General features: G+C 39.4%; 24 protein-coding genes. 22 read left to right on the top strand and 2 right to left on the bottom strand.

Annotated features, from left to right (window positions below):
* Positions 1–84: 84 nt before the first annotated feature.
* Positions 85–864, bottom strand: coding sequence for an alpha/beta fold hydrolase (locus BANVL01_RS02000; protein WP_066084612.1), 780 nt, complete (start codon positions 862–864; stop codon positions 85–87).
* 282 nt (positions 865–1,146) lie between these two features.
* Between BANVL01_RS02000 and BANVL01_RS01995 the strand changes: the two genes are divergently transcribed.
* Together BANVL01_RS01995 and BANVL01_RS01990 are read left to right on the top strand one after the other, a co-directional pair.
* A complete protein-coding gene (locus BANVL01_RS01995) occupies positions 1,147–2,283 on the top strand; it encodes a sensor histidine kinase (protein ID WP_066084617.1) in 1,137 nt (378 codons plus the stop codon).
* Complete coding sequence (locus BANVL01_RS01990) at positions 2,280–2,879, top strand: response regulator transcription factor (protein WP_066084620.1); 600 nt, start codon at positions 2,280–2,282, stop codon at positions 2,877–2,879. The genes BANVL01_RS01995 and BANVL01_RS01990 overlap by 4 nt, the downstream gene beginning before the upstream one ends.
* 130 nt (positions 2,880–3,009) lie before the next feature.
* On the opposite strand, the gene BANVL01_RS01985 is transcribed toward BANVL01_RS01990, so the two are convergent.
* Positions 3,010–3,855, bottom strand: coding sequence for an alpha/beta fold hydrolase (locus BANVL01_RS01985; protein WP_066084621.1), 846 nt, complete (start codon positions 3,853–3,855; stop codon positions 3,010–3,012).
* Positions 3,856–4,064: 209 nt separating this feature from the next.
* On the opposite strand from BANVL01_RS01985, the gene BANVL01_RS01980 reads away from it, so the two are divergent.
* The 20 genes from BANVL01_RS01980 (at position 4,065) to BANVL01_RS01880 (ending at position 24,080) form a co-directional block, all read left to right on the top strand.
* Entirely contained in the window at positions 4,065–4,259 is a 195-nt protein-coding gene (locus BANVL01_RS01980; RefSeq protein WP_066084623.1) for an IDEAL domain-containing protein, read from the top strand.
* 236 nt (positions 4,260–4,495) lie between these two features.
* Positions 4,496–5,470, top strand: coding sequence for an ornithine cyclodeaminase family protein (locus BANVL01_RS01975; protein WP_066084626.1), 975 nt, complete (start codon positions 4,496–4,498; stop codon positions 5,468–5,470).
* A 13-nt stretch (positions 5,471–5,483) separates the two neighbouring features.
* Positions 5,484–6,647 (top strand): dipeptidase, encoded by a 1,164-nt coding sequence (locus BANVL01_RS01970; protein WP_066084630.1) that lies wholly within the window; start codon positions 5,484–5,486, stop codon positions 6,645–6,647.
* 28 nt (positions 6,648–6,675) lie between these two features.
* Positions 6,676–8,805, top strand: a complete 2,130-nt coding sequence (locus tag BANVL01_RS01965; RefSeq protein WP_066147677.1) for a CocE/NonD family hydrolase — start codon at positions 6,676–6,678, stop codon at positions 8,803–8,805.
* 29 nt (positions 8,806–8,834) lie between these two features.
* Complete coding sequence (kynA, locus tag BANVL01_RS01960) at positions 8,835–9,689, top strand: tryptophan 2,3-dioxygenase (protein ID WP_268874904.1); 855 nt, start codon at positions 8,835–8,837, stop codon at positions 9,687–9,689.
* A 208-nt stretch (positions 9,690–9,897) separates the two neighbouring features.
* Positions 9,898–10,623, top strand: coding sequence for a YdjY domain-containing protein (locus tag BANVL01_RS01955; RefSeq protein ID WP_066084632.1), 726 nt, complete (start codon positions 9,898–9,900; stop codon positions 10,621–10,623).
* A gap of 13 nt (positions 10,624–10,636) precedes the next feature.
* On the top strand, positions 10,637–11,815 hold the full coding sequence (locus tag BANVL01_RS26495; RefSeq protein WP_082804837.1) for a TVP38/TMEM64 family protein: 1,179 nt from the start codon (positions 10,637–10,639) through the stop codon (positions 11,813–11,815).
* Positions 11,815–12,822 carry a lysylphosphatidylglycerol synthase transmembrane domain-containing protein gene (locus BANVL01_RS01945; RefSeq protein WP_066084633.1) on the top strand — a complete coding sequence of 336 codons (1,008 nt, stop codon included), beginning with the start codon at positions 11,815–11,817 and terminating at the stop codon, positions 12,820–12,822. Before BANVL01_RS26495 ends, BANVL01_RS01945 begins: the two co-directional genes overlap by 1 nt.
* Positions 12,794–13,555 carry a glycine/sarcosine/betaine reductase selenoprotein B family protein gene (locus BANVL01_RS28520; protein WP_244888965.1) on the top strand — a complete coding sequence of 254 codons (762 nt, stop codon included), beginning with the start codon at positions 12,794–12,796 and terminating at the stop codon, positions 13,553–13,555. Before BANVL01_RS01945 ends, BANVL01_RS28520 begins: the two co-directional genes overlap by 29 nt.
* A complete protein-coding gene (locus BANVL01_RS01930) occupies positions 13,545–13,757 on the top strand; it encodes a hypothetical protein (protein WP_066084636.1) in 213 nt (70 codons plus the stop codon). The genes BANVL01_RS28520 and BANVL01_RS01930 overlap by 11 nt, the downstream gene beginning before the upstream one ends.
* Positions 13,758–13,769: 12 nt before the next feature.
* On the top strand, positions 13,770–15,008 hold the full coding sequence (locus BANVL01_RS01925; RefSeq protein WP_066084638.1) for an ABC transporter substrate-binding protein: 1,239 nt from the start codon (positions 13,770–13,772) through the stop codon (positions 15,006–15,008).
* Positions 14,992–15,885, top strand: coding sequence for an ABC transporter permease (locus BANVL01_RS01920; RefSeq protein ID WP_066084640.1), 894 nt, complete (start codon positions 14,992–14,994; stop codon positions 15,883–15,885). Before BANVL01_RS01925 ends, BANVL01_RS01920 begins: the two co-directional genes overlap by 17 nt.
* The gene (locus BANVL01_RS01915) at positions 15,879–16,736 is read left to right on the top strand and encodes an ABC transporter permease (RefSeq protein WP_066084643.1); all 858 of its coding nucleotides are present in this window, start codon (positions 15,879–15,881) and stop codon (positions 16,734–16,736) included. The genes BANVL01_RS01920 and BANVL01_RS01915 overlap by 7 nt, the downstream gene beginning before the upstream one ends.
* Positions 16,702–17,709, top strand: a complete 1,008-nt coding sequence (locus BANVL01_RS01910; RefSeq protein ID WP_066084646.1) for an ABC transporter ATP-binding protein — start codon at positions 16,702–16,704, stop codon at positions 17,707–17,709. The genes BANVL01_RS01915 and BANVL01_RS01910 overlap by 35 nt, the downstream gene beginning before the upstream one ends.
* Before the next feature lie 20 nt (positions 17,710–17,729).
* A complete protein-coding gene (locus BANVL01_RS01905) occupies positions 17,730–18,323 on the top strand; it encodes a CDP-alcohol phosphatidyltransferase family protein (protein ID WP_066084649.1) in 594 nt (197 codons plus the stop codon).
* A 243-nt stretch (positions 18,324–18,566) separates the two neighbouring features.
* Complete coding sequence (locus BANVL01_RS01900) at positions 18,567–19,448, top strand: carbohydrate ABC transporter permease (protein ID WP_066096279.1); 882 nt, start codon at positions 18,567–18,569, stop codon at positions 19,446–19,448.
* Between the two features lie 18 nt (positions 19,449–19,466).
* Positions 19,467–20,297 (top strand): carbohydrate ABC transporter permease, encoded by an 831-nt coding sequence (locus BANVL01_RS01895; protein WP_066084655.1) that lies wholly within the window; start codon positions 19,467–19,469, stop codon positions 20,295–20,297.
* Between the two features lie 16 nt (positions 20,298–20,313).
* A complete protein-coding gene (locus BANVL01_RS01890) occupies positions 20,314–21,612 on the top strand; it encodes an ABC transporter substrate-binding protein (RefSeq protein ID WP_066084658.1) in 1,299 nt (432 codons plus the stop codon).
* 216 nt (positions 21,613–21,828) lie between these two features.
* The gene (locus tag BANVL01_RS01885) at positions 21,829–22,416 is read left to right on the top strand and encodes a DeoR family transcriptional regulator (protein WP_066084660.1); all 588 of its coding nucleotides are present in this window, start codon (positions 21,829–21,831) and stop codon (positions 22,414–22,416) included.
* A gap of 14 nt (positions 22,417–22,430) precedes the next feature.
* Positions 22,431–24,080, top strand: a complete 1,650-nt coding sequence (locus BANVL01_RS01880) for a copper resistance CopC/CopD family protein (RefSeq protein WP_082804836.1) — start codon at positions 22,431–22,433, stop codon at positions 24,078–24,080.
* Positions 24,081–24,110 lie beyond the last annotated feature (30 nt).

Here is a 24,110-nt window from a genome sequence, read left to right as displayed (position 1 = left end):
AAATAATTGAGTAAAAAAAGCAGTAAGTTTCTCTGTTTATTATGGCTTGGATATGATGAAGAGGAAGGAATCGCCCCTTCCTCTCTAACTAGCCTTCTTGTGTTTATTTAAAAAGTTGCGAAGGACTTTATTAAAGGCGTCTTTTGCCTCGAGTTTGGCAATGTGGCCAGTATTCCTGAAGATAACAAACTCGGAGTGAGGAATTTGTTTATGCATCATGAATTGAACCCATACCGGTATCACTGAATCATATTGCCCGCCAATAATTAAGGTCGGTATATTAATCTTAGGGAGCAACCGTAAATTATTGACGTTAAGGCATGCTTCCATAGATTTGCCATAATATTTATGGTTTGGCTGGTAAAACCGATAGAATTTTTCAAAATTTTCCTTTGACCAAGAATAAAGACAAACCTTCGCTGCTGTTTCCCGCAACATATCTGGTGATTTGTTTTCCATTCGGGATTGATGGTGTTTTAAAAATAATTTTCCCAGCCGTTTTGGAGCATAATGAAAAGTGCTTACGAGCATTAGCGAGCGGCACATTTCAGGAGCCTGGCGGTAGATTTCCTGCGCGACCATACCACCCATAGACAAACCGCAGATGTGGGCGCTATCAAATCCAAGGCCTTTCAATAGGCTTATGACATCCAGGGCAAAGTTTTTAATCGAAATCTCACCTGGTGATTGATACTCACCATGTCCTCGTAAATCAGGGATAATCAATTCATATTGGTCGGCAAATTCAAATTGGTTTGCCCAGCCCTCCTTTATTTCCCCAAGGCCGTGGATAAAAACCAAAGGCTCACCAGCACCAAGACGTAAATAAGGAATTCCAGAGCAATTATGGAATATTTCACTCATGATTCATTCCTCCAATCGGTTTTTTATAAACGTTGTTCCCATTATCTGTATGGTATAATCATGTATTAGATATAAATTAATTGTATTTTCCTCGCTGACAAAACATTACATATTAAGGTAAATCACGTGTATTGTGGAAGTTGAAATGTTTGGCTTAAAAAGTTTGTCGCGGTATAAGAAGAGAAACTTTTTAGATAAAATGAATTGTGCAAAGGAGAAAACCAATGGTACTTTAAGGTATGATAGAAGAGTAAATGATTTTGTGAAAAAGAGGTTTCGTTAATGATAAAAAGGTATATGACCTTCCAAAAAAACAATGGGATTGCTCCTTATATTTGGACAGTTCTTTGCATCTTGCCGTTTTACTTTATTTTTCAATCCCCCTCAACGATTCAAATCATTGTCGGGATTTTACTTACACTGGTGTTCTTTATCCTTTACCGGATTGCCTTTATATCAAAAGGCTGGCCGGTCTATCTTTGGACGCTGATCCTGATAGGGATATCAATCACAGCGACCAGCCTTTTCAGCTATGTTTATTTTGCCTTTTTTCTAGCTTATTTTATTGGCAATATTAAAGATCGGATCGCCTTTCTTACTTTGTATTTTATTCATTTAATTAGTACATCTGCTTCGATTAACTATAACATTGTCACCCATGAGAAATTATTTCTTCAGCAATTACCGTTTGTTATCATCATTTGGATTAGTGTCATCCTTCTTCCGTTCAGTATTCACAATCGGAAGGAAAGGGGCCAGCTTGAAGAAAAACTTGAGGATGCAAACAAGCGTATTTCTGAGCTCGTCAAAGCAGAGGAGCGGCAGCGGATTGCCCGAGACCTTCATGATACCCTTGGACAAAAGCTTTCCCTAATTGGCTTGAAGTCGGATTTGGCACGGAAACTCATTTCGAAAGATCCTGAGCAGGCACGGAGTGAATTGAAGGATGTTCAGCAAACAGCTCGAACCGCATTAAGCGAAGTGCGAAAAATGGTATCCTCGATGCGCGGAATTCGCTTAAAGGATGAGATTCTTCGCGTTAATCAAATTATTGATGCCGCCCAAATAAAGTTTGAAAGTGAAGGCGAATTCACGCTGACAAATGTTTCTCTGTTAACCGAGAATATTTTAAGTATGTGTTTGAAAGAGGCCGTAAACAATGTGGTTAAACACAGCGGGGCAACGTCCTGTTTTATTTCTATTGAGCAATCATGGAAAGAAACGGTGCTGACGATTTGCGATAACGGCTTCTTTAAAGGTAAAATGGAAATTTTGGCTGAGGGACACGGGTTGATTGGCATGAAAGAACGGCTGGAATTTATTAATGGCAGTCTTGAGTTATTGACAAATGAAGGAACAACTTTAAATATTAGAGTACCGAATGACGCTAAGCTGAGTTTGGAGGAGGATTCAAAATGATTAAAATCGTTATAGCCGAAGATCAGCAAATGCTTTTAGGAGCCTTTGGTTCGCTGCTTAATTTGGAAGAGGATATGGAGGTAGTTGGCAAGGCTTCAAACGGAGATGAGGCGGTAGCACTTGTCAAAAAGTTTAAACCAGATGTCTGTATCATGGATATTGAAATGCCTGGAAAGAGCGGTCTTGAAGCAGCAGAAGAGCTTAAAGGTCTTGGCTGTAAAGTGATTATTTTAACGACTTTCGCCCGAACTGGCTATTTTCAACGTGCACTAAAGGCTGGTGTAAGCGGCTATTTACTAAAAGATAGTCCTAGTGAAGAACTGGCAAGTTCCATCCGAAATGTTATGGGAGGCAGACGAATTTATGCTCCAGAACTGATGGACGATGTCTACGGCGAAGAAAATCCGTTGACTGACAGGGAAAAAGAAGTGTTAGAACTTGTCGCAGATGGTAAGAACACGAAAGAAATCGCTGAAGAGCTCAGTATCAAAACTGGAACCGTCCGGAACTACATTTCCATCATCTTAGACAAACTCGAAGTAAAAAACCGCATTGAAGCCATTACCCAATCAAAAGAAAAGGGTTGGTTTAAATAATTCAAGGAGTTTACAAAAAAAAATCGGGCTTTCCGTCCTGTCTTTCCTTTTTTTGTTTAAGCCACTAAACTTGTTGTTCTGAATGACAAGCTTAGTGGTTTTTTATTAAGTTAAGGGAACCAAGTACTAACTAATCGGCCGCCAATTGAAAATTTCCTGAAAAGTTTTTTATATATTCATACACCTCGTTAGGACGTTCTTCTGGGAGGGCATGGCCCGTCTCTTTTAAAACAATCAGCTCAGAGTTAACCAAGTCCTTGTTAAGCTTTTCGCCGACTTTAAGCGGCATCGAATTATCATGGTCACCCCATAATAAAAGACACGGTGTTTTGATTTGGTGAAGGACTTCGGCCGGAAGATCACCCTCGCGGTGTCGAATCATTCTCGTCAGGGCCACGAAAATTTCATCCTCCAAAAAGGGCTGCAGGTAGCCGTTAATCATTTCATCATTAATAATCGAGTGGTTATAGAGGGCGTCCTGGAGATTTTTTTTCACGCCTGTTCGAGCAAACCAGTATTTCACAAAAAGATGAAAATACGGAATATAACTGGTAAGGATTAACGGCAATTTTGACCGTTTTAGGTAAGCGGAGCTGCAAAGTAAGATTGCTTTGTCAGCGAGCTCAGGCATCATGTGAAGAATATTTAAAACAATTTGTCCACCCATTGAGTGACCGATAAAAGTCATTTTCTTTAAGCCGAAAGATTCAGTTAGTTTGATGACGGTTTGGGCAAGGTTTTTATAAGAATAGACATATTGATTGCATTTCGCACTTTTCCCGAAAGGGGGAAGATCAACAGATAATACTTGGTACTCCTTTTTCAAAAGTGAGATTAAATGGCGAAATGTAAAAGTGGAAGACAGAAACCCATGCAATAAAACAAACGTCTTATCCGATGCTTGATTAGGATAAAATTCATAATAAACATTAATGTTATTTACTGGCAGATAACCAATTGATTCAGTTTGTTCCATTAGATTTTTCCTCCTGCCCCTATCTAAAATAGTTGAATATAATATTCCCCATTTTCAGGTCCTTACACTAAAAATGTTGGTATTGTAAAAGCGAAAATAGAAAAAATGATGTTCTTATTACCAATTTTTTTTTGAATTTCCAAAATAAAATATTTGAATTTTTAGAAAACTCCTTGTATAATGAAAAAAAGCTTAAGGAGTTGATTTCCATGGAAAAGAAATTATTAAATTCACCACAACATTCCGATGAGAACGCAGATTCTGTAGTAGCAGAAATGTTCCTTAAAAATGCCCTCCTTGAATTCAAACGGGAGAAAATCCGCAAGGAAATCGACCAAACATTACAAGACGGAAATAAGGAGCTATTCCTTAAACTAACAGAGGAATTAAAGAAAATTTCCTGAATTAGTTACTGACGCACTTACTACTAAATAATGAAGCCTGATTGAAAAAGATCATTAACCCGAAAAATGGACACGATGAAAATCTTGTCTATTTTTCGGGTTTTTCTATGTATTCTAAGATTTATTATTATTGAAATAAAATTTAATTTTTTGAAAACTGAGTATATAATGAATTCAAATGAAAAAAAGTTAGGGCTAATAAATAATATAAAGGATAAATGCAAGGAGTGAATTTTATGTTAGCAATAGGTAAGGAAGAGGTACAAGAGTTATTGACCATTAAATCCTGTGTGGAAGTGCTGGAAACAGTATTGGCAGATTTAACAAGGAACGAAGCAATCCAAGAATTACGGTCTGTTTTCCCGATTGAACAGGGAAATGTTTTAGGGCAAATGCCGGGATATTGGAAGAGAGAAAAAGTAGTGGGCACAAAAATTATAACGGTTTATCCGGAAAATAATAAGGACGGGCTGCCTTCACATCAGGGAGCTGTATTAATTTTTGACTCAACTAACGGCAGGTTAAAAGCGATTGTGGATGGGGAAAAAATAACCGCGATAAGAACGGCAGCGGTAAGTGCCATTGCCACTAATCATTTAGCTAGGGAAGATTCAGAGATTGTAAGTATTTTAGGAACAGGTGAGCAGGCTAGGAGTCATCTCGAAGCAATGTTTTTAGTTCGGCAGATTAAACAAGTAAAAGTTTGGGGCCCCACGAAAGAAAAATCGCTATTGTTTCAAGAAGAAATGGTTCAAAAATTCAAGGTGCCAATTCAAGTTTGTGATTCAGTAAAAGAGGCGGTTTATGATGCCGATATCATCTGTACTGTAACCGCTTCGAAAGTACCAATACTAAAGGGTGATTGGGTTAAAGCTGGTTCACATGTGAATGCAGTCGGAGCTTGTCAGCCAAATGATAGAGAACTAGATACTGATTTAGTTAAAAAATCAAAGTTCTATGTTGATCGGCTAGAATCAGCAATCAATGAATCGGGAGATTATCTTATCCCATTAAAAGAGGGAGTGATTGATCAAACTCATATTATTGGAGAAATTGGAGAGCTGTTAACCAAACAAATTGAGGGGAGAAAATCGGAGAACAGTATTACCATTTTTGAATCGCTGGGGCTGGCAATTGAAGACTTGGCAGCAGCTAATTTTATTTATCAAGAGGCAGTAAGGTTAAATAAAGGCACGAAAATTTCGATATAAGGCGGTATGAATGATGATTAATTGTAAACAAGGATTGTTCAAATTTGACTTAACAAATGAGGAAGAAGAACGTGCATTACTGCTCCATGAAAATTCGATTATTATCGATATGCTATTTCAAGGCCCGTTATCACCAAGTGCAATTCCAGAAGAAATTTCAAACAAACTAAAGGATCGCTGCGAACCCTTTAAAGACGACATGATGACATATAGTGGAATGTCAAGTAAGTTGATTTCAAGGATGTCTGTGAATGACGAGATTCCTGAATTTAAAGATGAATGGTACCAGTCAGGAATTACCGCTGGAAATAGACAATTAAATTTATCAAGTCTTGAAAGTATCATTATGAGTATGGCAGAAGTACAACAACAGTTTGATTCAATTGCTTGGTTAAGCAAAGCGGTATCTGCTGATGAGATTAGAGCAGCTAAACAGCAAAATCTTAAAGCTGGTATTATTACCGCTCAAGAAACACATGGGTTAGGAACAAATTTAGAATTACTCGAGTCACTCTATGACTTTGGTTTGAGGGTCCTCCAACTAACTTATAATACACAAAATTACATAGGAGCGGGTTGTGCTGAAAAATCAAATGCCGGCATTACCAATTTCGGAATTAACTTTATCGAACGGCTTAACGAGCTCGGAATCATTGTAGACACAAGTCATTGCGGAAAACAAACGACTCTTGATGCATGTCGCTATTCCAAGAAACCAGTGATTGCCTCGCATACCGGGGTTGAAAATATTTTCAATCATATGCGCTGTAAAAGCGATGAGGAGATTAAGGCGATTGCAAATACGGGTGGTGTGATTGGTGTCTTTGCGATGCCGTGGTTTATACACGATGATCCTAATCAAACGACAATTAACCATGTGTTAGATCATATTGATTACATCATTAATTTGGTAGGTGTTGACCATGTTGGGATAGGTACGGATTGGCCGATGAGTGATGTGACATGGTCATTGATTTATTTTAAGGAAAACATTGCTCCTAAATTAGGGTTTGCCAAGGGCAATGGTCCGTCAACCGAAAGCATCATTGGACTAGAAAAATACAGCTATTTTATCAATTTTACTAGAGGGTTAATTGCTAGAGGTTATGCAGATTCAGAAATCCAAAAAATTATCGGCGGTAATTGGTTGAGGGTATTTGAAGAAGTCTGTGGATAAAACATGGAAAACAGGAGGGGTTGGAAAAATGAGCAGTTATTTAAATACAACGATTTTTAATTATTATTGTGCAGGTGTGTACGAGGGGAAAATTCACTTTACTGAAAAAAACATCATGCATGCAAAAGTAGACAGGCGTCAAAGAACACAAATGCAGGAAGAGAAAAAAGCAGCAAACCTTAAAGCAATTTTTCCTTTTCAAAAAGTCTATGAAAATATCAAGCATTATCTAAAGGAGCAATGGATAGAGGATGAAGTTGTCTTAGAAAATGGTGATTTATATAAAAAACATCTTACATATCAATCAGCTATAGGAGGGCAACAGCTTACATCACAGGTTTGGGCATTTAGAAATGATACAGCCTTAGATATCGTTACTGTTGAAGGAGAAATCATTGCCTTTGTCTGTCCAAATCGAAATGGAATGGAAATCATCGTAAAAGACGGGTTTGAAAAACTGACACCGCTAGTTGTCTACGATGACCCGTTATTATCAAAACCTGATTATGGAATTAATGATTGTGGAACCTATTTGATACCAATGAGAGATGGGATTAAATTAGCAACTGATGTCTATCTGCCGGAAGGGATTGAAAAGGGTCAAAAGGTACCGACCATTCTAATAAGATCGTGTTATGACAGGAATGGGAAAAAAGAATTTTTAATGAGATGGGTTAACAAAGGTTATGCCGTAGTGAACCAGGATGTAAGGGGACGTGCTGATTCGGAGGGAGAATTGGTGCCATTTTATCATGAACGAGATGATGGCAGTGACACAATCGATTGGATCATCAATCAAGATTGGTCGGACAGAAATGTTGGGATGTGGGGAGCATCTTATTTGGGCTATGTCGCTGTGTCAGCGGCAACAAGCGGTCATCCAAATTTAAAAGCGGTGGTTGATGAAGTAAATGTTGGTTCCCCCTTCATTGATACAGTAAGAAGAGGTGGAACCGTTTGTTCCTGGCCATTGTTAAGTTGGACATTAGCGCAATCAGTTGGCACTAGAACGGATTTTGAAATATTTGCGGGGCAAACAGTGAGTGTTGAGGAAGCAGTCGATGCTAGGCCGATTAAGGAAATTCCGCAAAAAATCATTGGGAAGAATTCAGGTCCATGGGATATTTGGAGTGAACACCCTGAGTATGACGAATTTTGGGAGAATTGTACGTTTTCCAAACGAGGTGACCAAGTAAAAGTTCCCATGTTTGTTATCTCGGGTTGGTATGATGGCGATAGCCCGGGCGTTTCTGAAACGTGGAGAATGTTAACCGAACACAATGTTGCTAATCGAAAAATTTGGCTGGGACCTTGGGAACACAATCCAAACAGGGCGAGGGATTATCAAGGTGCTAGTTTTAGCAATGATGCCGTTGTTTATGATTATGATGTCATGGTGCTTAGATGGTTTGATCGCTTTTTAAAAGGGATTGAAAATGGGATTGATCACGAACCAAGAGCAACCTACTATGTTGTAGGAGATAATGAATGGAGGACGTCCAACAATTGGACACCTGAAGAGGCGACTGTAACAAAATTTTATTTAGCAAGTAATGGGCAGGCCAATTCCAGCAATGGCGATGGTGTGTTACGGACTTCACCGCCAGATGCGTCACCAGAAGATTCATTTATTTATAATCCCAATCATCCGTTTGAATTCAGCGGTGAAAGAGAGCCGGAAATTCTCAATAAATTTGAAATTAGAAATGATATTCTCGTTTATACAAGTGAGGTTCTAAAGGAAGACGTGGCGATTGCCGGGGAACTATCTGCTGAAATCTATGCTTCCAGTACGGGGCTCGATACCGATTGGGTTGTGACCTTAGGCGAGGTTGATGAAACCGGAAATTCGATTCGGCTCTCCGACTACATTGTCAGGGCAAAATATCGTAATGGCTACGATGCTCCGGAACTGCTCACTCCAGGGAAGATTGAGAAATACACTATTTTTCTGCAAAACATTGCTCATACTTTTAAAAAAGGTCGTAGAATTCGGTTTTCAATTACCTCATCTAATAAATTTGTTGCTTTTCCGAATACCAATACAGGAAAAAATCCATATGAAGATTCTGAAACCATGATTGTTAAGCAATCTATTTTCCATAATGAACAATACCAAAGTTATATAAACTTACCTGTATTACATGGCTTGTTATAAGCGCAATATCTTTTAAGGGGTGAATGGACTTGAATGAAAAGAAGGGTAATGAGAATTCCGCAGTTGATGCTGAAAAAAATATTCATACTGATTTTTTAAACACGATGACCTACGGGGAATATTTATCTTTAGACAAAATTTTGTCTAGTCAGGTAAGATTATCAGATCATCATGATGAATTGCTTTTTATTATTATCCACCAGGTGAACGAGCTTTGGATGAAGCTGATTCTCCATGAGGTAAATTCTGCAATCGAATGCATACAACGGGATGAATTATCAACTGCCTTTAAGCGATTAGCGCGAGTATCCAAAATTCAAGCCCAAATCATATCTGCCTGGGATGTCCTTTCCACGCTGACACCAGCAGAATATATGGAGTTTAGGGATTCCTTGGGTCAGGCTTCTGGTTTTCAATCCTATCAATATCGAATGATTGAATTTGCCCTTGGCTATAAAACAAGCCATATTTTAAAGATATATAAAAAGGATCCCAGTCTTCACAGTCAATTAGAAAAAGCCTTTCATGCGCCAAGTATCTATGATGTATCCATTAAAGCGCTTGCGAAAGCAGGATTCGATATTAATCCAGAGGTCCTTAATCGAGACTATTCGATTCCTTACAAAAACGATGCGTCTGTTAAAAAGGCGTGGCTGGAAGTATACAAAAATGTTGATCAATATTGGGATTTGTATCAATTGGCTGAAAAGCTTGTGGACATTGAAGACTGGTTACAGCAATGGCGTTTTCGACATATGAAGACGGTCGAGCGCATCATCGGATTCAAGCCGGGAACTGGCGGATCTTCCGGAGTAAATTATTTGAAAAAGGTACTTGAACATCGGTTCTTCTCGGAATTATGGGATATCCGAACTGAATTATAAATACTCATGCCACTTAAAGAAGTCCATCGTTGAGATGGGCTTCTTTCCGGTTTGATAAAGAATGTTGAATTTGCTTTCATTCAAAAAATCGATTGATTTCCATTGAAATAATAGATTAATTGAATTTATAATAACTGGATATTTCTATATAATTTAAACCGCAAAGGTCTTTATATTTATATTTTCCACAATTAGGGAGAGAAGCTATATGAAGAAAAAATCAGCTCACATATTTAAATTTCTAATTCTTGCTGCGTTAGCCATGGTTGTTTTATCGGCATGCAGTTCGAAATCTACCTCAGACAGCAAGGATTCGCCGACAAATACGGAAAATAAAGAGGGACAGAATGCGGAACAAGTTGTTACGAAAGAACATCCCATCTATATTGACAAAGAAAAGAAAGTCGTAAAAGTTTATGCTACTGTTAATGGGAAATACCTTGTTACACCTACTCGTCACGGTCTTAACTGGGTTGAGGGTAAATACGGCAATCAATCTGTATTGTCAGCCTATGCAAATCCTCTAAAATTTAACGAAGCATTAAAAGAAATTGACGGGACCCCTGCAGTTGAAAAGGGTGGAGACGCAAGCAAAGAGTTTGAGGAAAAAGATGGCGGCAAATATATATTAGGCGACCAAGTTTTGGTTACAGTTACTTGGGCGGATGCCAAAAAAGAGTATGATATTAATGATGTCATGGTTGATTCCACCGGGAAAAAAATTGTTTATCGTTTTGGCGGCAATTACGATGTCCAAGCGGCCAAAATGACAGGCTGCTATATGTGCTTTGATAGCTGTCCTGCAGGAATCACCAGTAATTCCAATCAGCCTGTTGGTACGTTTGATGGCGGCCATGCGGAATTCCATGGTAATGCAAAAGTGCTTCCTAAGGATGGAACACCTGTTATTCTAACGTATTCAATAGAAAAGTAATAAGGGGAAGAAGATGACAAACATTATTCGCGCCTTCATTCAATTAGTCGCAGCGGTATTTTTATTCTTTTTAATTGGATTGGCTATTGCTATCCTGTTGATTCAAAATTCTTGGCTCGATATGCGTTTTGACAGTGAATATATGGTTACAATTTCGCTGCTTACTGGCTTATGGTTTTATTTTTTAACAACGTTTATGAACGCAAAAAAATTTGCTATTTGGGAGTCGGCTCGTATCTCAGTGGTGATTAGTATTCTTTGTATGGCCGTTACCGCAGTTATCACGATTACCGGGGGCAGTTTTTCAATCCTCCCTTCTTATGTAGTAAGGAAATCACTGTTTTTAGAAGAAATGTTAACACTTGATGGGATGAACATCCTTCTCATCATCCTAATTCCAATCGGAATTGCCATCATGGCATTTGCTGTATGGTCCAGTAAAAAAACAAAAACAAAAACGGCTTCCAAAACGGGATGGAACCAATTATCACGTTTCCAAAAGTTTGGCATGATGTCTTTGTATGGCTTAATTGCCCTCTTCTTGTTAGTATATTTGGGACAGGGTGATATCCGCGATTTATTTAATCAAGCCTCTGGATATTTGAAAGATGCGGATGTAGAGGGATTTCGAGATTATCTACTTTCATTTGGGCCGCTTGCCGCCGTTGTCTCAGGATTATTAATGGTGTTTCAAGCGATTATTGCACCGCTTCCGGCATTTGTCATCACATTTACGAATGGGTTATTATTCGGCTGGGTATGGGGAGCAGTCCTCTCCTGGAGCAGTGCCATGGCAGGGGCAGTCCTTTGTTTTTATTTGGCCAAAATGTTAGGCCGACCTGTTGTTGAAAAAATGGTAACGAAGAAAGCCTTAAATTGGTGGGATCAATTTTTTGAAAAGTATGGAAAACACGCAGTCTTTATTGCCAGACTTGTTCCGATTGTATCATTTGACCTTGTCAGCTATGCTGCTGGTGTGACCTCGATATCTTTTTGGCAATTTTTCTGGGCAACGGGAATAGGACAGTTACCAGCGACAATTCTCTATTCCTATCTTGGCCAAAACGCCACGAGCACAGTGAAAATATTGTTTTTCATCTTTACCATTGTCATTGCTCTTGCCGTCATCGGTATGATTCTTCGTCCCAAATTACAGGCCAGAGGTAAAGGGAAACAAGGAGCAAATGGGTAATGGCTGCTAAATTGGATAAAAAAGGGTTAATCATAAGAATTTTAGGAAGCACTATTTTAATCTATTGGATTCTCACTAAAATGGAGTGGAGCAAAGTGATTGAGACAGTAAAGGAAGGGTCTTCCGTTTATTTCATTGCCGCCTTTATTGCTATCCAACTAACAGTGCTCTCAAGTATTTTGAAATGGAAATTGCTCGTTGACTCTTCATTAAATCAAGATCAAAAGCAAGACGCCTCAGTATTAAAATTGGGGCGTTTCTATTATATTGGCTTATTTTTCAATAATTTTTTGCCAGGAAGTGTCGGTGGGGATGTCGTCCGTGTTTATTATTTAGGCAGAACCACAGGAATTCCGATAGCAACAGCCTCTGTGGCATTTGAACGTATCACAAGCGGGACTGCGCTTGTTGCTATCGCTATCTTTTCTTCGTTTTTTATCGAATCAGCAAGATCCTTTCTCTTGCCAATCATACTAGTATTAGGGGCGATTTTGTTAGTTTCCTTCCTAATCAGTGTTTGGATTAAGGGAAAGAGGAAAAATACTAGCGTGGCTACTCAAACTCCTAAATCAAAAATAAAAGAATGGGTCACAAAGATAAAAACGGAGCTTGCTAAAATTGCCGAAATTGCTTTAAATTATCGGAAGGAAGGTATCAAGTGGTGGTTATCCATTGCCATTCTCTCCATCCTTTTTCAGGTTGGCCTTGCATGGATTAATGATTTATTGTTTTTATCACTGGGTATCGATATACCATGGCTAGAATTGTTGATGATCATAACACTTATTTCGGTCATCACTATGCTCCCTATCAGTGTAAATGGTTTAGGAGTTCGCGAAGGCTGTTATGTACTATTTTTTAAAGAGCTGGGTGTTTCAGAAGAAATCGCCGTTACGGTTTCACTTTTATTCTTTATCCTTGTATCGATATCAAGTGTAGCTGGAGGGTTATTTTGGATGGCAGAAAGGTGGGGGAAAGGTGAAATTATCCGGAAATCGGTTGATTGAATCAATTGTCAGTAAAAAGGCCAAACATATGGTTCAGCCTATTAAAGGGGATATCCCGATTACCAGGTTTACTAAACCAGCCAATGAGGCTGTGTTTGCCCTAATCACAACGGCAGGTGTTCATTTGAAAACACAGCCCGTTTTTGATGTCGAGGCCGGAGATCCTTCCGTCCGGTTCATACCTCAGGCGGCAGCAGAAGAAGATTTGATGATCAGCCATACCCATTTTGACCGAACGGATGCCGACCGGGATGTGAATTGTGTCTTTCCGTTATTCCGCTTAAAAGAATTGGCTTCGAATGGAATCATTGGCGATGCTGCCGCAACACACTACGGCTTAATGGGCTATATCCCTAATACAACACCACTGGTAGAAGAAACGATTCCGGTCATTCTTAAACAGCTGAGAGAAGATAAGGTAGATGCGGTTATCTTGAATCCCGGCTGATATATTTGCCATCAATCCGTGGGATTGATTCAATTTGCTCTTGAAAAAGCGGGGATACCAACCATCTCGATTACGCATTTAGCGGAATTAACCAAGAAAGTAAGGGTTCCGAGGTCATTGCATTTACGGTTTCCATTAGGGAGGAGCTTTGGCAGAGCGGGTGAACAGCATATGCAAACGCAAATCCTTCTCGATGCAATCCATTTTTTAAAGGAGATTGATATTCCGGAAACGATGATTAAGCTGCCTTATAAATGGAAAGGAAAAGCAAGGAATGAAAATTAAAACGGCAAAAACGGTTCAAAGACTTCTCTGGCATTTACGCTGGCTGTTGTTAGCTGGTCTAATGGGCTACAATCTTTATAGTTTGATTGTTTCCTTTAACCTGTCATCATTTCTTCCTGTTAATGGCTTTATTTTTGCCATATCCTTATTTATTGGAATGTGGGAAGACTATTTTGACTGTAAATCAAAATGTATGCTCTAGAAAGGAATAGATATGAAAAAATTAAGCATGTGTTTAGCGATCTTTTTGCTATTTTTATCAGGGTGCAGCGCTGGAACGAAGAATAACTCCCAACGAGTAGGAGAAAATAGTTTAAAAAGTGATTGGAAGGAAATTACCGCATCGGCGAAAGGATCTAAGGTAAATTTCTTTATGTGGGGCGGTGATGAAGGAATCAATCGCTATATTGATGAATGGGTTGCTCCTCAATTAAAGGATCAATATAATATTGAATTGAAACGCTATCCAATGGATGCAGTGGAATTTATCAATAAGTTGAAAACGGAAAAACGGGCAAATAAGAAATCTGGAGAAATGGATGTTATCTGGATTAACGGGGAAAATTTCAAAACTGCTAAGCAGGAGAAGTTGCTATTAGGGCCATTTACATCGAAGCTGCCGAACTTTCAGCAATACGTTGATACCCAAAGTGATGATATAAACTATGACTTTGGATTTCCAACAGAAGGGTATGAAGCCCCTTGGGGAAAGGTACAGTTTGTGTTTGCATATGATTCAAACAAGATCTCTAATCCGCCAAAATCAATTGATGAATTACAAGCTTGGGTAAAGCAAAACCCGGGAAAATTTACATACCCTGCGCCGCCTGATTTCACCGGGAGTGCCTTTATTCGTCATGTACTCCATGAAAAAAGCAAGGATTACAATGCCTATTTATCCAAGTATGATGAAGCATTGCTAAAAGGGGAAGCGGACCAGGTATGGAACGTATTAAACGAAATGAAACCATCCTTATGGCGGGAAGGGAAATCTTATCCACAATCGCTTTCCCAGTTAGAGCAATTATATAAAAATGGTGAAGTATGGATGACGATGGGCTATGATGAAGCGAATGCTTCTAACTTAATAAAAACAGGTGAATTCCCTGCCTCGACAAAAACGTTTGTCCTAGATAAGGGGACGTTATCCAATACGCACTTCCTTGGGATTCCTTATAATGCGCCGAACCCGGATGGTGCCATGACACTGATTAATTTCCTGCTGTCACCTAGTACGCAAATGAAAAAAATGGAGATTGAGTATTGGGGGGAAAATATGTCCCTTTCCGTTGAACGATTATCTGATAAAGACCGAGATATAGTGGAATCCATTGACAGGGGTTCTGCAACCATATCACAGGAAGAGTTGTCCAGTCATCGAATCCCGGAGATAGGCGCTGAATATGTCCAATGGTTAGAACGAGGATGGATGGAAAATGTGGCGAATAAATAAAAAAGGCTATCAAATAAATAACTATAAGGGGCTGTTGGGAATCCTGCCAGCCCTTTTGTTTATGCTTATCTTTTTTATTGGAGGATTATTCCATTCCTTGACACTTAGTTTGGAAAGACAGCCACTGGCTGGTCAAGAAAATCGCTTTTGGGCCTATAAGGAATTAATGAACCAATCCTTTCTTCACTCCATAATGGTAACAGTAGGGATTGCGGCAGCAGTAGCTATTTTATCAGGAATTTCGGGTCTCCTTGCTGCTTTATTTTTGGCAGAGCGCTCCCGGAAATGGAAGTGGCTCCAGATTATTTTCCAATTACCAATTGGAATCCCTCATTTATTATCTGCTTACCTATTAATGCAGGTTTTCATGCAAAGCGGCTGGTATTCGCGGCTTGCCTTTCGCCTTGGCTTGGTGGATTCAATGGAAACATTTCCAGTCCTCATCCATGATGACTGGGGTATCGGTATTATATTAGCGTATATGTGGAAGGAAGTCCCCTTCATAGTTTTATTAATCTATCCTTTTATTGTAAAACTTATCGCGGATTGGAAGGAAACCGCAGAGGTGCTCGGAGGTTCATTTTCCCAGACAGTACGATTGGTCATTGTTCCGATTTTACTGCCAATGTGGGTCGGCGGTATGTGGGTGGTCTTTGCCTTTACATTAGGTGCGTATGAAATTCCTGCCTTGCTGGCAAAGACTTCTTTTGGTTCCATCCCAGTATTGGCTTTTCAAGAGTATTCACAATTCGGATTAGAACGCCAGCCGTTTGCGATTGCAATGAATCTCGTCTTAGCTGTTATCTCGTTCCTCATAGGTTGTTTATTAATTTATTTTCAAATGGATTGGTTTAAAAAAGGGAGAAGAATATGGTGAAGAGGATTAAATCTCCGGGAATTATAACTGTTTTTTTTGTCATGTTGTTTAGTCTTTTTCTCCTTCTGCCCTTCGTTCCTTTAATCATTTGGAGTTTTACCAAGTATTGGCCGTGGCCATTGCTCCTGCCGGAAAAATGGAGCATGGATTCTTGGAGGTACCTTTTTTCCGCTTCAGGAAGGGCAGGAGAAGGATTATTTAATAGTTTGATTGTTGCAGTTCTAACTCTTGTGGGGAATATGGTATTAGGGATTCCGGCAGCGCGGGTATTAGCTCAAAATGAATTTAGAGGGAAAATGATCGTGTTTTCTATTCTGCTCGCCCCTCTATTTATTCCCTACACAGTTTCCATCATGGGTATGTATGATTTTGCGATTCGATTGGATTTTATTAATGATTATTTAAGTGTAGCATTTGCTCATTTAATTATCACCCTACCTTATTTTGTCGCGACGATTTGGTTTCAGTTTCGCTTAATTGGAGCGAAGTACCAGGAAGCGGCCGCCAGTTTAGGGGCTAGTGTTTCGAAAATCTTTTTCTGGATTGAATGGCCTCTGCTGCTTCCAGCCGTTTTATTAGGGAGCTTTTTGGTGATGGTTATTTCTTTCAGCCAGTATTTACCGACTTGGATTATGAGCGGTGGGACAATGCTTACGATTCCTGTAGTTATTTTTCCGTTTGCCAGCAGTGGAAACTCATCAATTGTCTCAGCCTATAGTCTGTTATTCTTTGTCCCCATTCTGGTGCTTATGTTGGTGTATTTTCTCCTTATGAGAATAAATTCAAGGAAACAGTTTATCAACCGAGGTGAAGATATTGCAATTAGAACAAATAAACATTCAAATCAATAATGAAAGCATTATTCATTCAATAGATTTAAAAATAAATTCAGGCGAGATTTTTGTATTAATGGGCCCGTCCGGCAGTGGAAAAACAACCTTGTTAAAGGGGATTGCAGGGCTGCTGCCATTTACCTCGGGAAAGCAGACATGGGAAAATGGGACAGGAACAACTGGACTTGTATTTCAAGAACCAAGACTTTTCCCTCACTTGACTGTTTTGGAGAATATTTCATTTGGATTGAAAGTGAGGGGAATACCAGCCAAAGAGAGAAAGAAAGCGGCGCGTGAATTTTTAAAAAATCTGCAGCTTGATGGTTTGGAAAAACGTTATCCTCATCAGCTTTCAGGCGGTCAACAGCAGCGGGTTTCATTGGGGAGGGCACTCATTTTAAACCCGGATTTACTTTTGTTAGATGAACCGTTTGCTTCCTTAGATACCACGCTAAGACAGGATTTGATTGAATGGCTTTACGACCTTCAAAGAAAACTTAGTTTTTCAATTTTATGGGTAACCCATTATCTAGATGAAGCACTGTCTGTTGCCGATCGAATCGGGATTATATTGGAGGGGAGATTACAGCAGATAGGTACACCCTCCAAGATTTTTCAAAATCCTGACTCTGAAAAAATTGCCCAGTTTTTATCATTGCCAAATCGATTCTCCAAAGAGCAATGGAGCAATTGGTTTCAAGGTGAATTAAATGTGCTGCCAACACTGAATAGGGGATGGATTGATCCCAACCATTTGCAATTATTTGCTGGGGAATACAATCAAGACGAAGACATTCGAGAAGAGTTTACCTGTATGATTCCCGCTATCGTCACAAAAGTAAGACCGAGTAGAGAGGGATACTCGATTTCAGTATTAGCAGGTAACCAATCACTGGATGTAAATACGACGGGGTGGAAAAGAGTCCCTACTGTCAAAGAAAAGATAAGAATCAGGGTACCGTTCGCGCAAATACATTGGTATTCTGAGTAATATGAGAAGGAGAGAGCACTGTGCTTGATACTCACGGACGTGCTGTTGTGCAGCCAATCATTTCAAAAACAGCAGATTATTTATTAAAGATGGGTTTAAGTGCCAATCAGGTAACCTATATTGCTTTCTTTATCGGTATTATCGCAAGTGTCCTTGTATATTTTGGACAGCCCATTGCTGGAGTCGCTGTTCTATGGCTTTCGGGCTTTTTGGATGCAGTGGATGGGAGCATGGCAAGGAAAAGTAAATCATCTTCATCTTGGGGAACGGTTTTGGATGTTACCTTTGATCGAGTGGTTGAAGCAGGCATCATCGTTGCTTTGGCGCTTCGCCATCCTGAACCAAAAATATTGCTGCTGTTTCTCCTATTAGCGATTTCAATTATATTTACAATGACCATTTTCCTAACTGTAGGGGCGTTATCCGAAAAAGAGAGCTACAAATCCTTTTATTATCAGCCCGGACTAGCCGAAAGAACAGAAGGCTTCATTTTATTTTCTTTGCTGGTCATATTTCAATCCCACTTAGTACTCTGGACAACCATTTTTATCGGCGTTGAAATAACAACCGGATTACAACGGCTATTGGAAGCACGAAGAATCCTGAAATCTTAAAACAAAAAATAAAAACCGCTTGGATGCCCAGGCGGTTTTTTATTTTTTCCCATTGGACAAGCAATACAGAAAATTTGACAATTTTTTTAAATTTTTTGTTTACATGAAAGGAAACCGCTGTTAAGATAAAAATACATTCAATAAATGAATATATATAACTACTTATTATTCATAAATTGAAAGGAGTGGTCGAAATTGGGTGTTCCTGCTGCAAAACTAAAGCCAAATAAGCAGTTATTAGCAATAAAGAGATCGAAAAGAAAACTATCCCTCACACCTTTACTCTTTATTCTGCCAGCAATCGTTCCACTCATCATATTCTGGATTTATCCAATGGGTAAATCTTTGTACATTAGCTTTACTGATTGGGACTACGTCAGCCCGGAATATGAATTTGTTGGTTTCAGTAATTATACTGACTTGCTAACTGACCCGGGGTTTTATTCGGTGCTTGTAAATACCGTGGTTTTTTCGATGGGAGTGGTCATTCCCTGTGTAGGAGGCGGACTTTTGCTCGCTTTATTAGTCAGTGGAAATGGAAAGGGAATGGGGATATACCGGACATTAATCTTTTCACCTTGGGTTACCCCGACTGTTGCCGTTTCAATTGTTTGGTCGTGGATTTATGAGCCGAATGTGGGCTTGGCGAATTGGATCCTGACCATGCTAAATCTTCCGGCACTTGGATGGACATCAAGCTCGACCTGGGCAATGCCAGCGGTCATTATCGTGAGTATCTGGAAAGGTGTCGGCTGGGCAATGATTTTTTATTTGAATGCCTTGAAAAAGGTCCCTGTCAGCCTTTATGAAGCAGCCTCATTGGATGGGGCAAGCAAATGGCGCCAATTTCTACATATTACGATCCCATTTATTTCACCAACCACGCTGTTTTTGATTGTGATTACGTCCATTGATGCGCTCCAGGCCTATGACCAGATTCAGGTTTTAACGCAGGGAGGTCCAGCAGGAAGTACAAGAACAATGCTTTATTTCTACTATCAGACGGCATTTGAGCAATTTAATATGGGTAAAGCCACTGCGACCGCCATCTTGTTAGTAGTGATTACAGCAGCATTTTCATTGTTACAGTTTATATTTTCAAAACGATGGGTTCACTACCAATAGCAAAAAGGGGGCTAGGAATTGAAAAAGGCACCTATTATATGGGTCAAGCACTTAGTGTTAATTTTCTTCAGCTTTTCGATGGTCTTTCCATTTTTGTGGATGGTGATTAGTGCCCTGAAAACGAAGGATGAAATTTGGCAATTTCCGCCCACGTTATGGCCGAATAAGCCAATGTGGCACCATTTTGCCGATGCGTGGGCTATGGCACCATTTGATCAGTATATTTTTAATAGCATTTTTACAGCAAGTGCAATTGTTTTGATCCAAGTTATTAATTCCGCCTTAATTGCTTATGCCTTTACACAATTAAGATTTAAAGGGAGAAACCTGCTATTTTCGATTATTCTGATTACCTATATGCTGCCAGTAGCTGCAACATATGTACCAAGTTATGTCATTTTAGCAGACTTCAATTTACTAGATACGTATTCAGGCTTGATTTTATCCAATGCCGCCAGCGTATTCGGGATCTTTCTGTTTAGGCAGGCGTTCCTGCAAGTTCCGAAAGAATTGATCGAGGCAGCACGGGTTGACGGTGCAAGGCACTGGACCATCATTTGGAAAATTATTTTTCCAACCACAAAAGCAACATTTATAACTTTTTCGTTAATTAGCTTTGTGCAAAACTACAATAATTACCTTTGGCCAACCTTGATTACCAGAAGTGAAAGTAAGTATTTGATTACCACTGGGCTGAGACAGTTTTTTATTCAAGAGGGTGCCTATGGAATGCAATGGCCGCTCATCATGGCTGCAAGCGCTTTTACAGTGTTGCCGCTGTTAATTTTGTTCGTATTTGTTCAAAAATGGATTATCTCTGGCATTAGTGACCAGGGACTAAAAGGATAAAAGGGGGAAAAATGATATGTTAACAAAAAAGCTTTTCTCATTTACTGCAATTATTATTTTACTAGTGTCTATGATTTCCGGCTGTTCCTCCGCGAAATCGTCCGCAGATGGACCCGTTGAAATTGAGTTTTGGTATGGCCTGGGCGGGAAACTTGGCGAAAGTGTGGAAAAACGAATAAAAGACTTTAACAAAAGCCAGAATGAAGTGAAAGTTATCGGTGTAGCGCAAGGGTCATATGATGAAACACTGCAGAAGCTGCAAGCGGCCATTGCTGCGAAAAAAGTCCCGGCAGCTGTTCTAATTAAAAACGACCCAATGAATGCCTTTGCGAAAAAAGGAACTTTAGCTTCGATGACAGAATACATCAAAGACGATGCCGATTTCAAACCAGATGATTTTATTGATGCTTTTTATCAGCAGGGAACGATTAATGGTGAACAGTACGCATTGCCACTTTACGGAACCACACAAGTACTTTATTACCGAAAGGATATGTTCGAACAAGCAGGCATTTCAGAGGATAAGCTGAAAACATGGGAATCGCTTGCGGAAGCAGCAAAACAGTTAACAAAGAATAATGGAGGCAAGACAGATGTTTATGGATGGGAGCCAATGTGGGGACCAGATAATCTGATTGATGCCGCGCTTAGTAATGGGGCGAAATATTTAAGCGAAGATGGTAAGAAAGTGTTAATTGATTCTCCAGAATGGATTGATTCATGGGAATACTTCAGAAAAGGAATTCATGATGATAAAACAATGGCGATTCACCACGATGGCCAGGGCTGGGAATATTGGTACAAAACGATTGATGACGTTATCCAAGGTCGCGCTGCCGGTTATACTGGATCTAGTGGCGACCAGGGAGATTTAGACTTCTCCATCCTTGCGGCAACACCACAGCCAAGCTGGGAAGGAAAACAGGCAGCCCCGCACGCGGCGGCACATTTGGGAGCCATTCCGGCCCTAGCTTCAGAAAAAGAAAAGAAGGCAGCATTTAAATGGTTGAAGTTTTTCACTAATGCCGAAAACATGGCCGACTGGTCCATTAATTCCGGGTATATTCCAGTGAGAAAGTCTGCAGAGGAAGTTCCAGCATATAAAGAATTTGCTGAAAAGAATCCGCAAATTAAAGTACCGCTCCTGCAGGCACAGATGGCAACTCCGCCGTTTGTTGACCCTACAGGCGGAAAAATATACGATGCCCTCGTAAAGGCTGCGGACAAAGTAGAAATCGAAGGGATTTCCGCTGAAAAGGCATTGAAAGAGGCACAAAAAGAGGCCCAGCGCGCTCTAGATAAAGTCAAGAAATAAAGAGAAAAACGGTGTCTTATAGGCGCCGTCTTTCTCTTTATTCGTTTAAAAAGTTATAAAATGGTAAATGATAATAGAAAACTGTTATTTAATGTTTGAAAATGTGATTGTTCATCAAAAATTCACAAAATACTCATGTTTTCATATTGTGTATGTTAATAATGTTGATTAAACTAAAAACAAAGGGGGAGTAATTTAGAGAGAAAGGGGATAAAAATGTTACCGATTGAACGAAGGCAGCAAATTATAAAATGGTTGGATAAAGAAGGTTCATTAGCAATTTCAGAAATTAGCACTCGACTACAAGTATCTGAAATGACGGTGTATCGAGATATAAAGCCATTATTAGAAGAAAATATGATTAGCAAAACTTCCGGCGGAATTTCTTTAGCACCTATCGTGAATTCTCCTTCGAATGTCTGCAGTTATTGTTTGAAGGAATTACATAACCGTCACCCGATTCAAATTATTACCAATGATTCAAGAGTCGAGCAGCTATGCTGCCCTCATTGCGGGTTACTAAGATACAAGAATATTGAAAAGGATGTTTCGCAAATTATTTGCCGTGATTTCCTTCAGAATTCAACGATTAGTGCAAAAATGGCCTATTACTTAATGGATACTGATTTTAACTTGAATTGTTGCCAGCCACAAGTATTAACATTTGGATCTCTTAAACAAACGGAACAATTTCAAAGGGGATTTGGCGGCATTATTTTACGTTTTGATGAGGCAATCGTAGAAATTGAAAAACGTATGAATGGCAGCAAGGGCTGTTCTTGTAATCATGAACGCCTAAATTAAAGGGGATTGATAGATTGAATTTAAAAATAAAATTCGGTACATTCATTATGATCATTTCTCTTTTTCTATTTTTATTCCCGACTATTTTTTCTGCACACGCGTATATTAAAAAATCGACACCATTAGAAGATGAGATTCTTGAAAAAGCACCTAGCGAGGTAATGATTCAATTTAATGAAACGATTCAGCCAGCTTTTAATTCAATCAAGGTGTTTGATTCACAAGGAAATCGAGTAGATAAAGAAAATGGCGGGGTTGATCCCAGTCAACCTGCAATCCTAAAGAGCGGATTAAAGCCGAATCTTCCAGATGGAACCTATCGAATCAAGTGGAAGGCTGTTTCAAGTGACGGCCATCCTGTTCAGGGAGTGATTGGTTTTCAAATTGGTACTGAAGGCAAAGATTCCAATGTTGGACTGAATGAAACGACAGGCTATACACCTAAGGCAGACCTTATCATTATTCGTTGGCTGCAATACATAAGTAACGCTTGCTATCTCGGGCTCTTGTTTTTTTACATGTTAATAGTGCCAAAAGCGATCCATGATAACAGATTAGTTAATAAAACATTCCTTGAGGGCATCATTACGAGCTTCGTCGCACTTTTTCTCAGTATTTTGTTAAGCCTACCATTAGAAGCAACAATAGAATCTGGTTTACCTTGGAATGAAGTGCTTAGTATTCAATTCTTAGAAAATATCATCGTGAACACAACCTTTGGTCAAACTTGGATTTTTCAAGCAGCAATCCTTCTAACGCTTGGTTTAATAACGTCATTTATCTGGATGGCAGAAGCTACTAAACGAATTATTTTGTGGGTCTGCTTTTGTTTAGGGGCAGGGTTACTGTTAACAAAGGCGTTAACAAGTCATGCTGCCACACAAACCAATCCGCTGCTATCGATATCGATGGACTTTTTCCATTTACTAGCTGCGTCCGTTTGGGTAGGAAGTTTAATCGGCTTTGTGGCCTTACTGGCATTGCGAAAGAACACGGAAACAAAAGAATATTATTTCCTAATGATAAAAAGATTCTCCAAATGGGGAATCATCCTAGTTCTTCTGTTAACCTTGACGGGGGTTTTTGGCAGCCTGCTCCATGTTCCAAATGCTTCAACCCTTATTCAAACGGACTATGGAAAGGTTTTATCTAGTAAAGTTATTTTGTTTCTATTGATGCTTATCCTTGCAGCAGTGAATTTTATAAAAGGAAAAAGGGATAAGAATAAAGGGCTGAAAGTATCATTATGGGGTGAACTTTCTGTTGGTTTGGTTATCCTTGTTCTTTCCGTCGTTTTAACCAATTTACCAACAGCGATGCAATCCCCCGGGCCATTTAAAGAAACAAAAACGCTGAATAATGGTAATCAAGTGACATTAAGGGCAACCCCTAATATTGCTGGTGAAAATTTATTTGAGGTTTCCTTAAAAGACCGTCAAGGACGGGCCATCAAGGACGTTGAGCAAATTCACTTAACCTTTACGATGCTTGATATGGACATGGGGGAAGAAACGGTTGATTTAAAAAAAGTTGCTGAAGGCAAATACAAAGTACAAGGTTTGCATTTCAGCATGGCTGGTGATTGGAACATTCATGTTCACGTTCTAACAAATTCATTGGAGAGCATTGATACCGATTTCCGCTGTTTGGTGGGAAGTCAATAAAAAAAACATTCGAGGAGAATAGAAATGAAA

Source organism: Neobacillus novalis NBRC 102450 (assembly GCF_001591805.1).
Taxonomy (GTDB): Bacteria; Bacillota; Bacilli; order Bacillales; family Cytobacillaceae; genus Neobacillus; species Neobacillus novalis.
The sequence above is the reverse complement of the archived record's forward strand: the minus strand, read 5'-3'. Positions and strand labels throughout refer to the sequence as shown.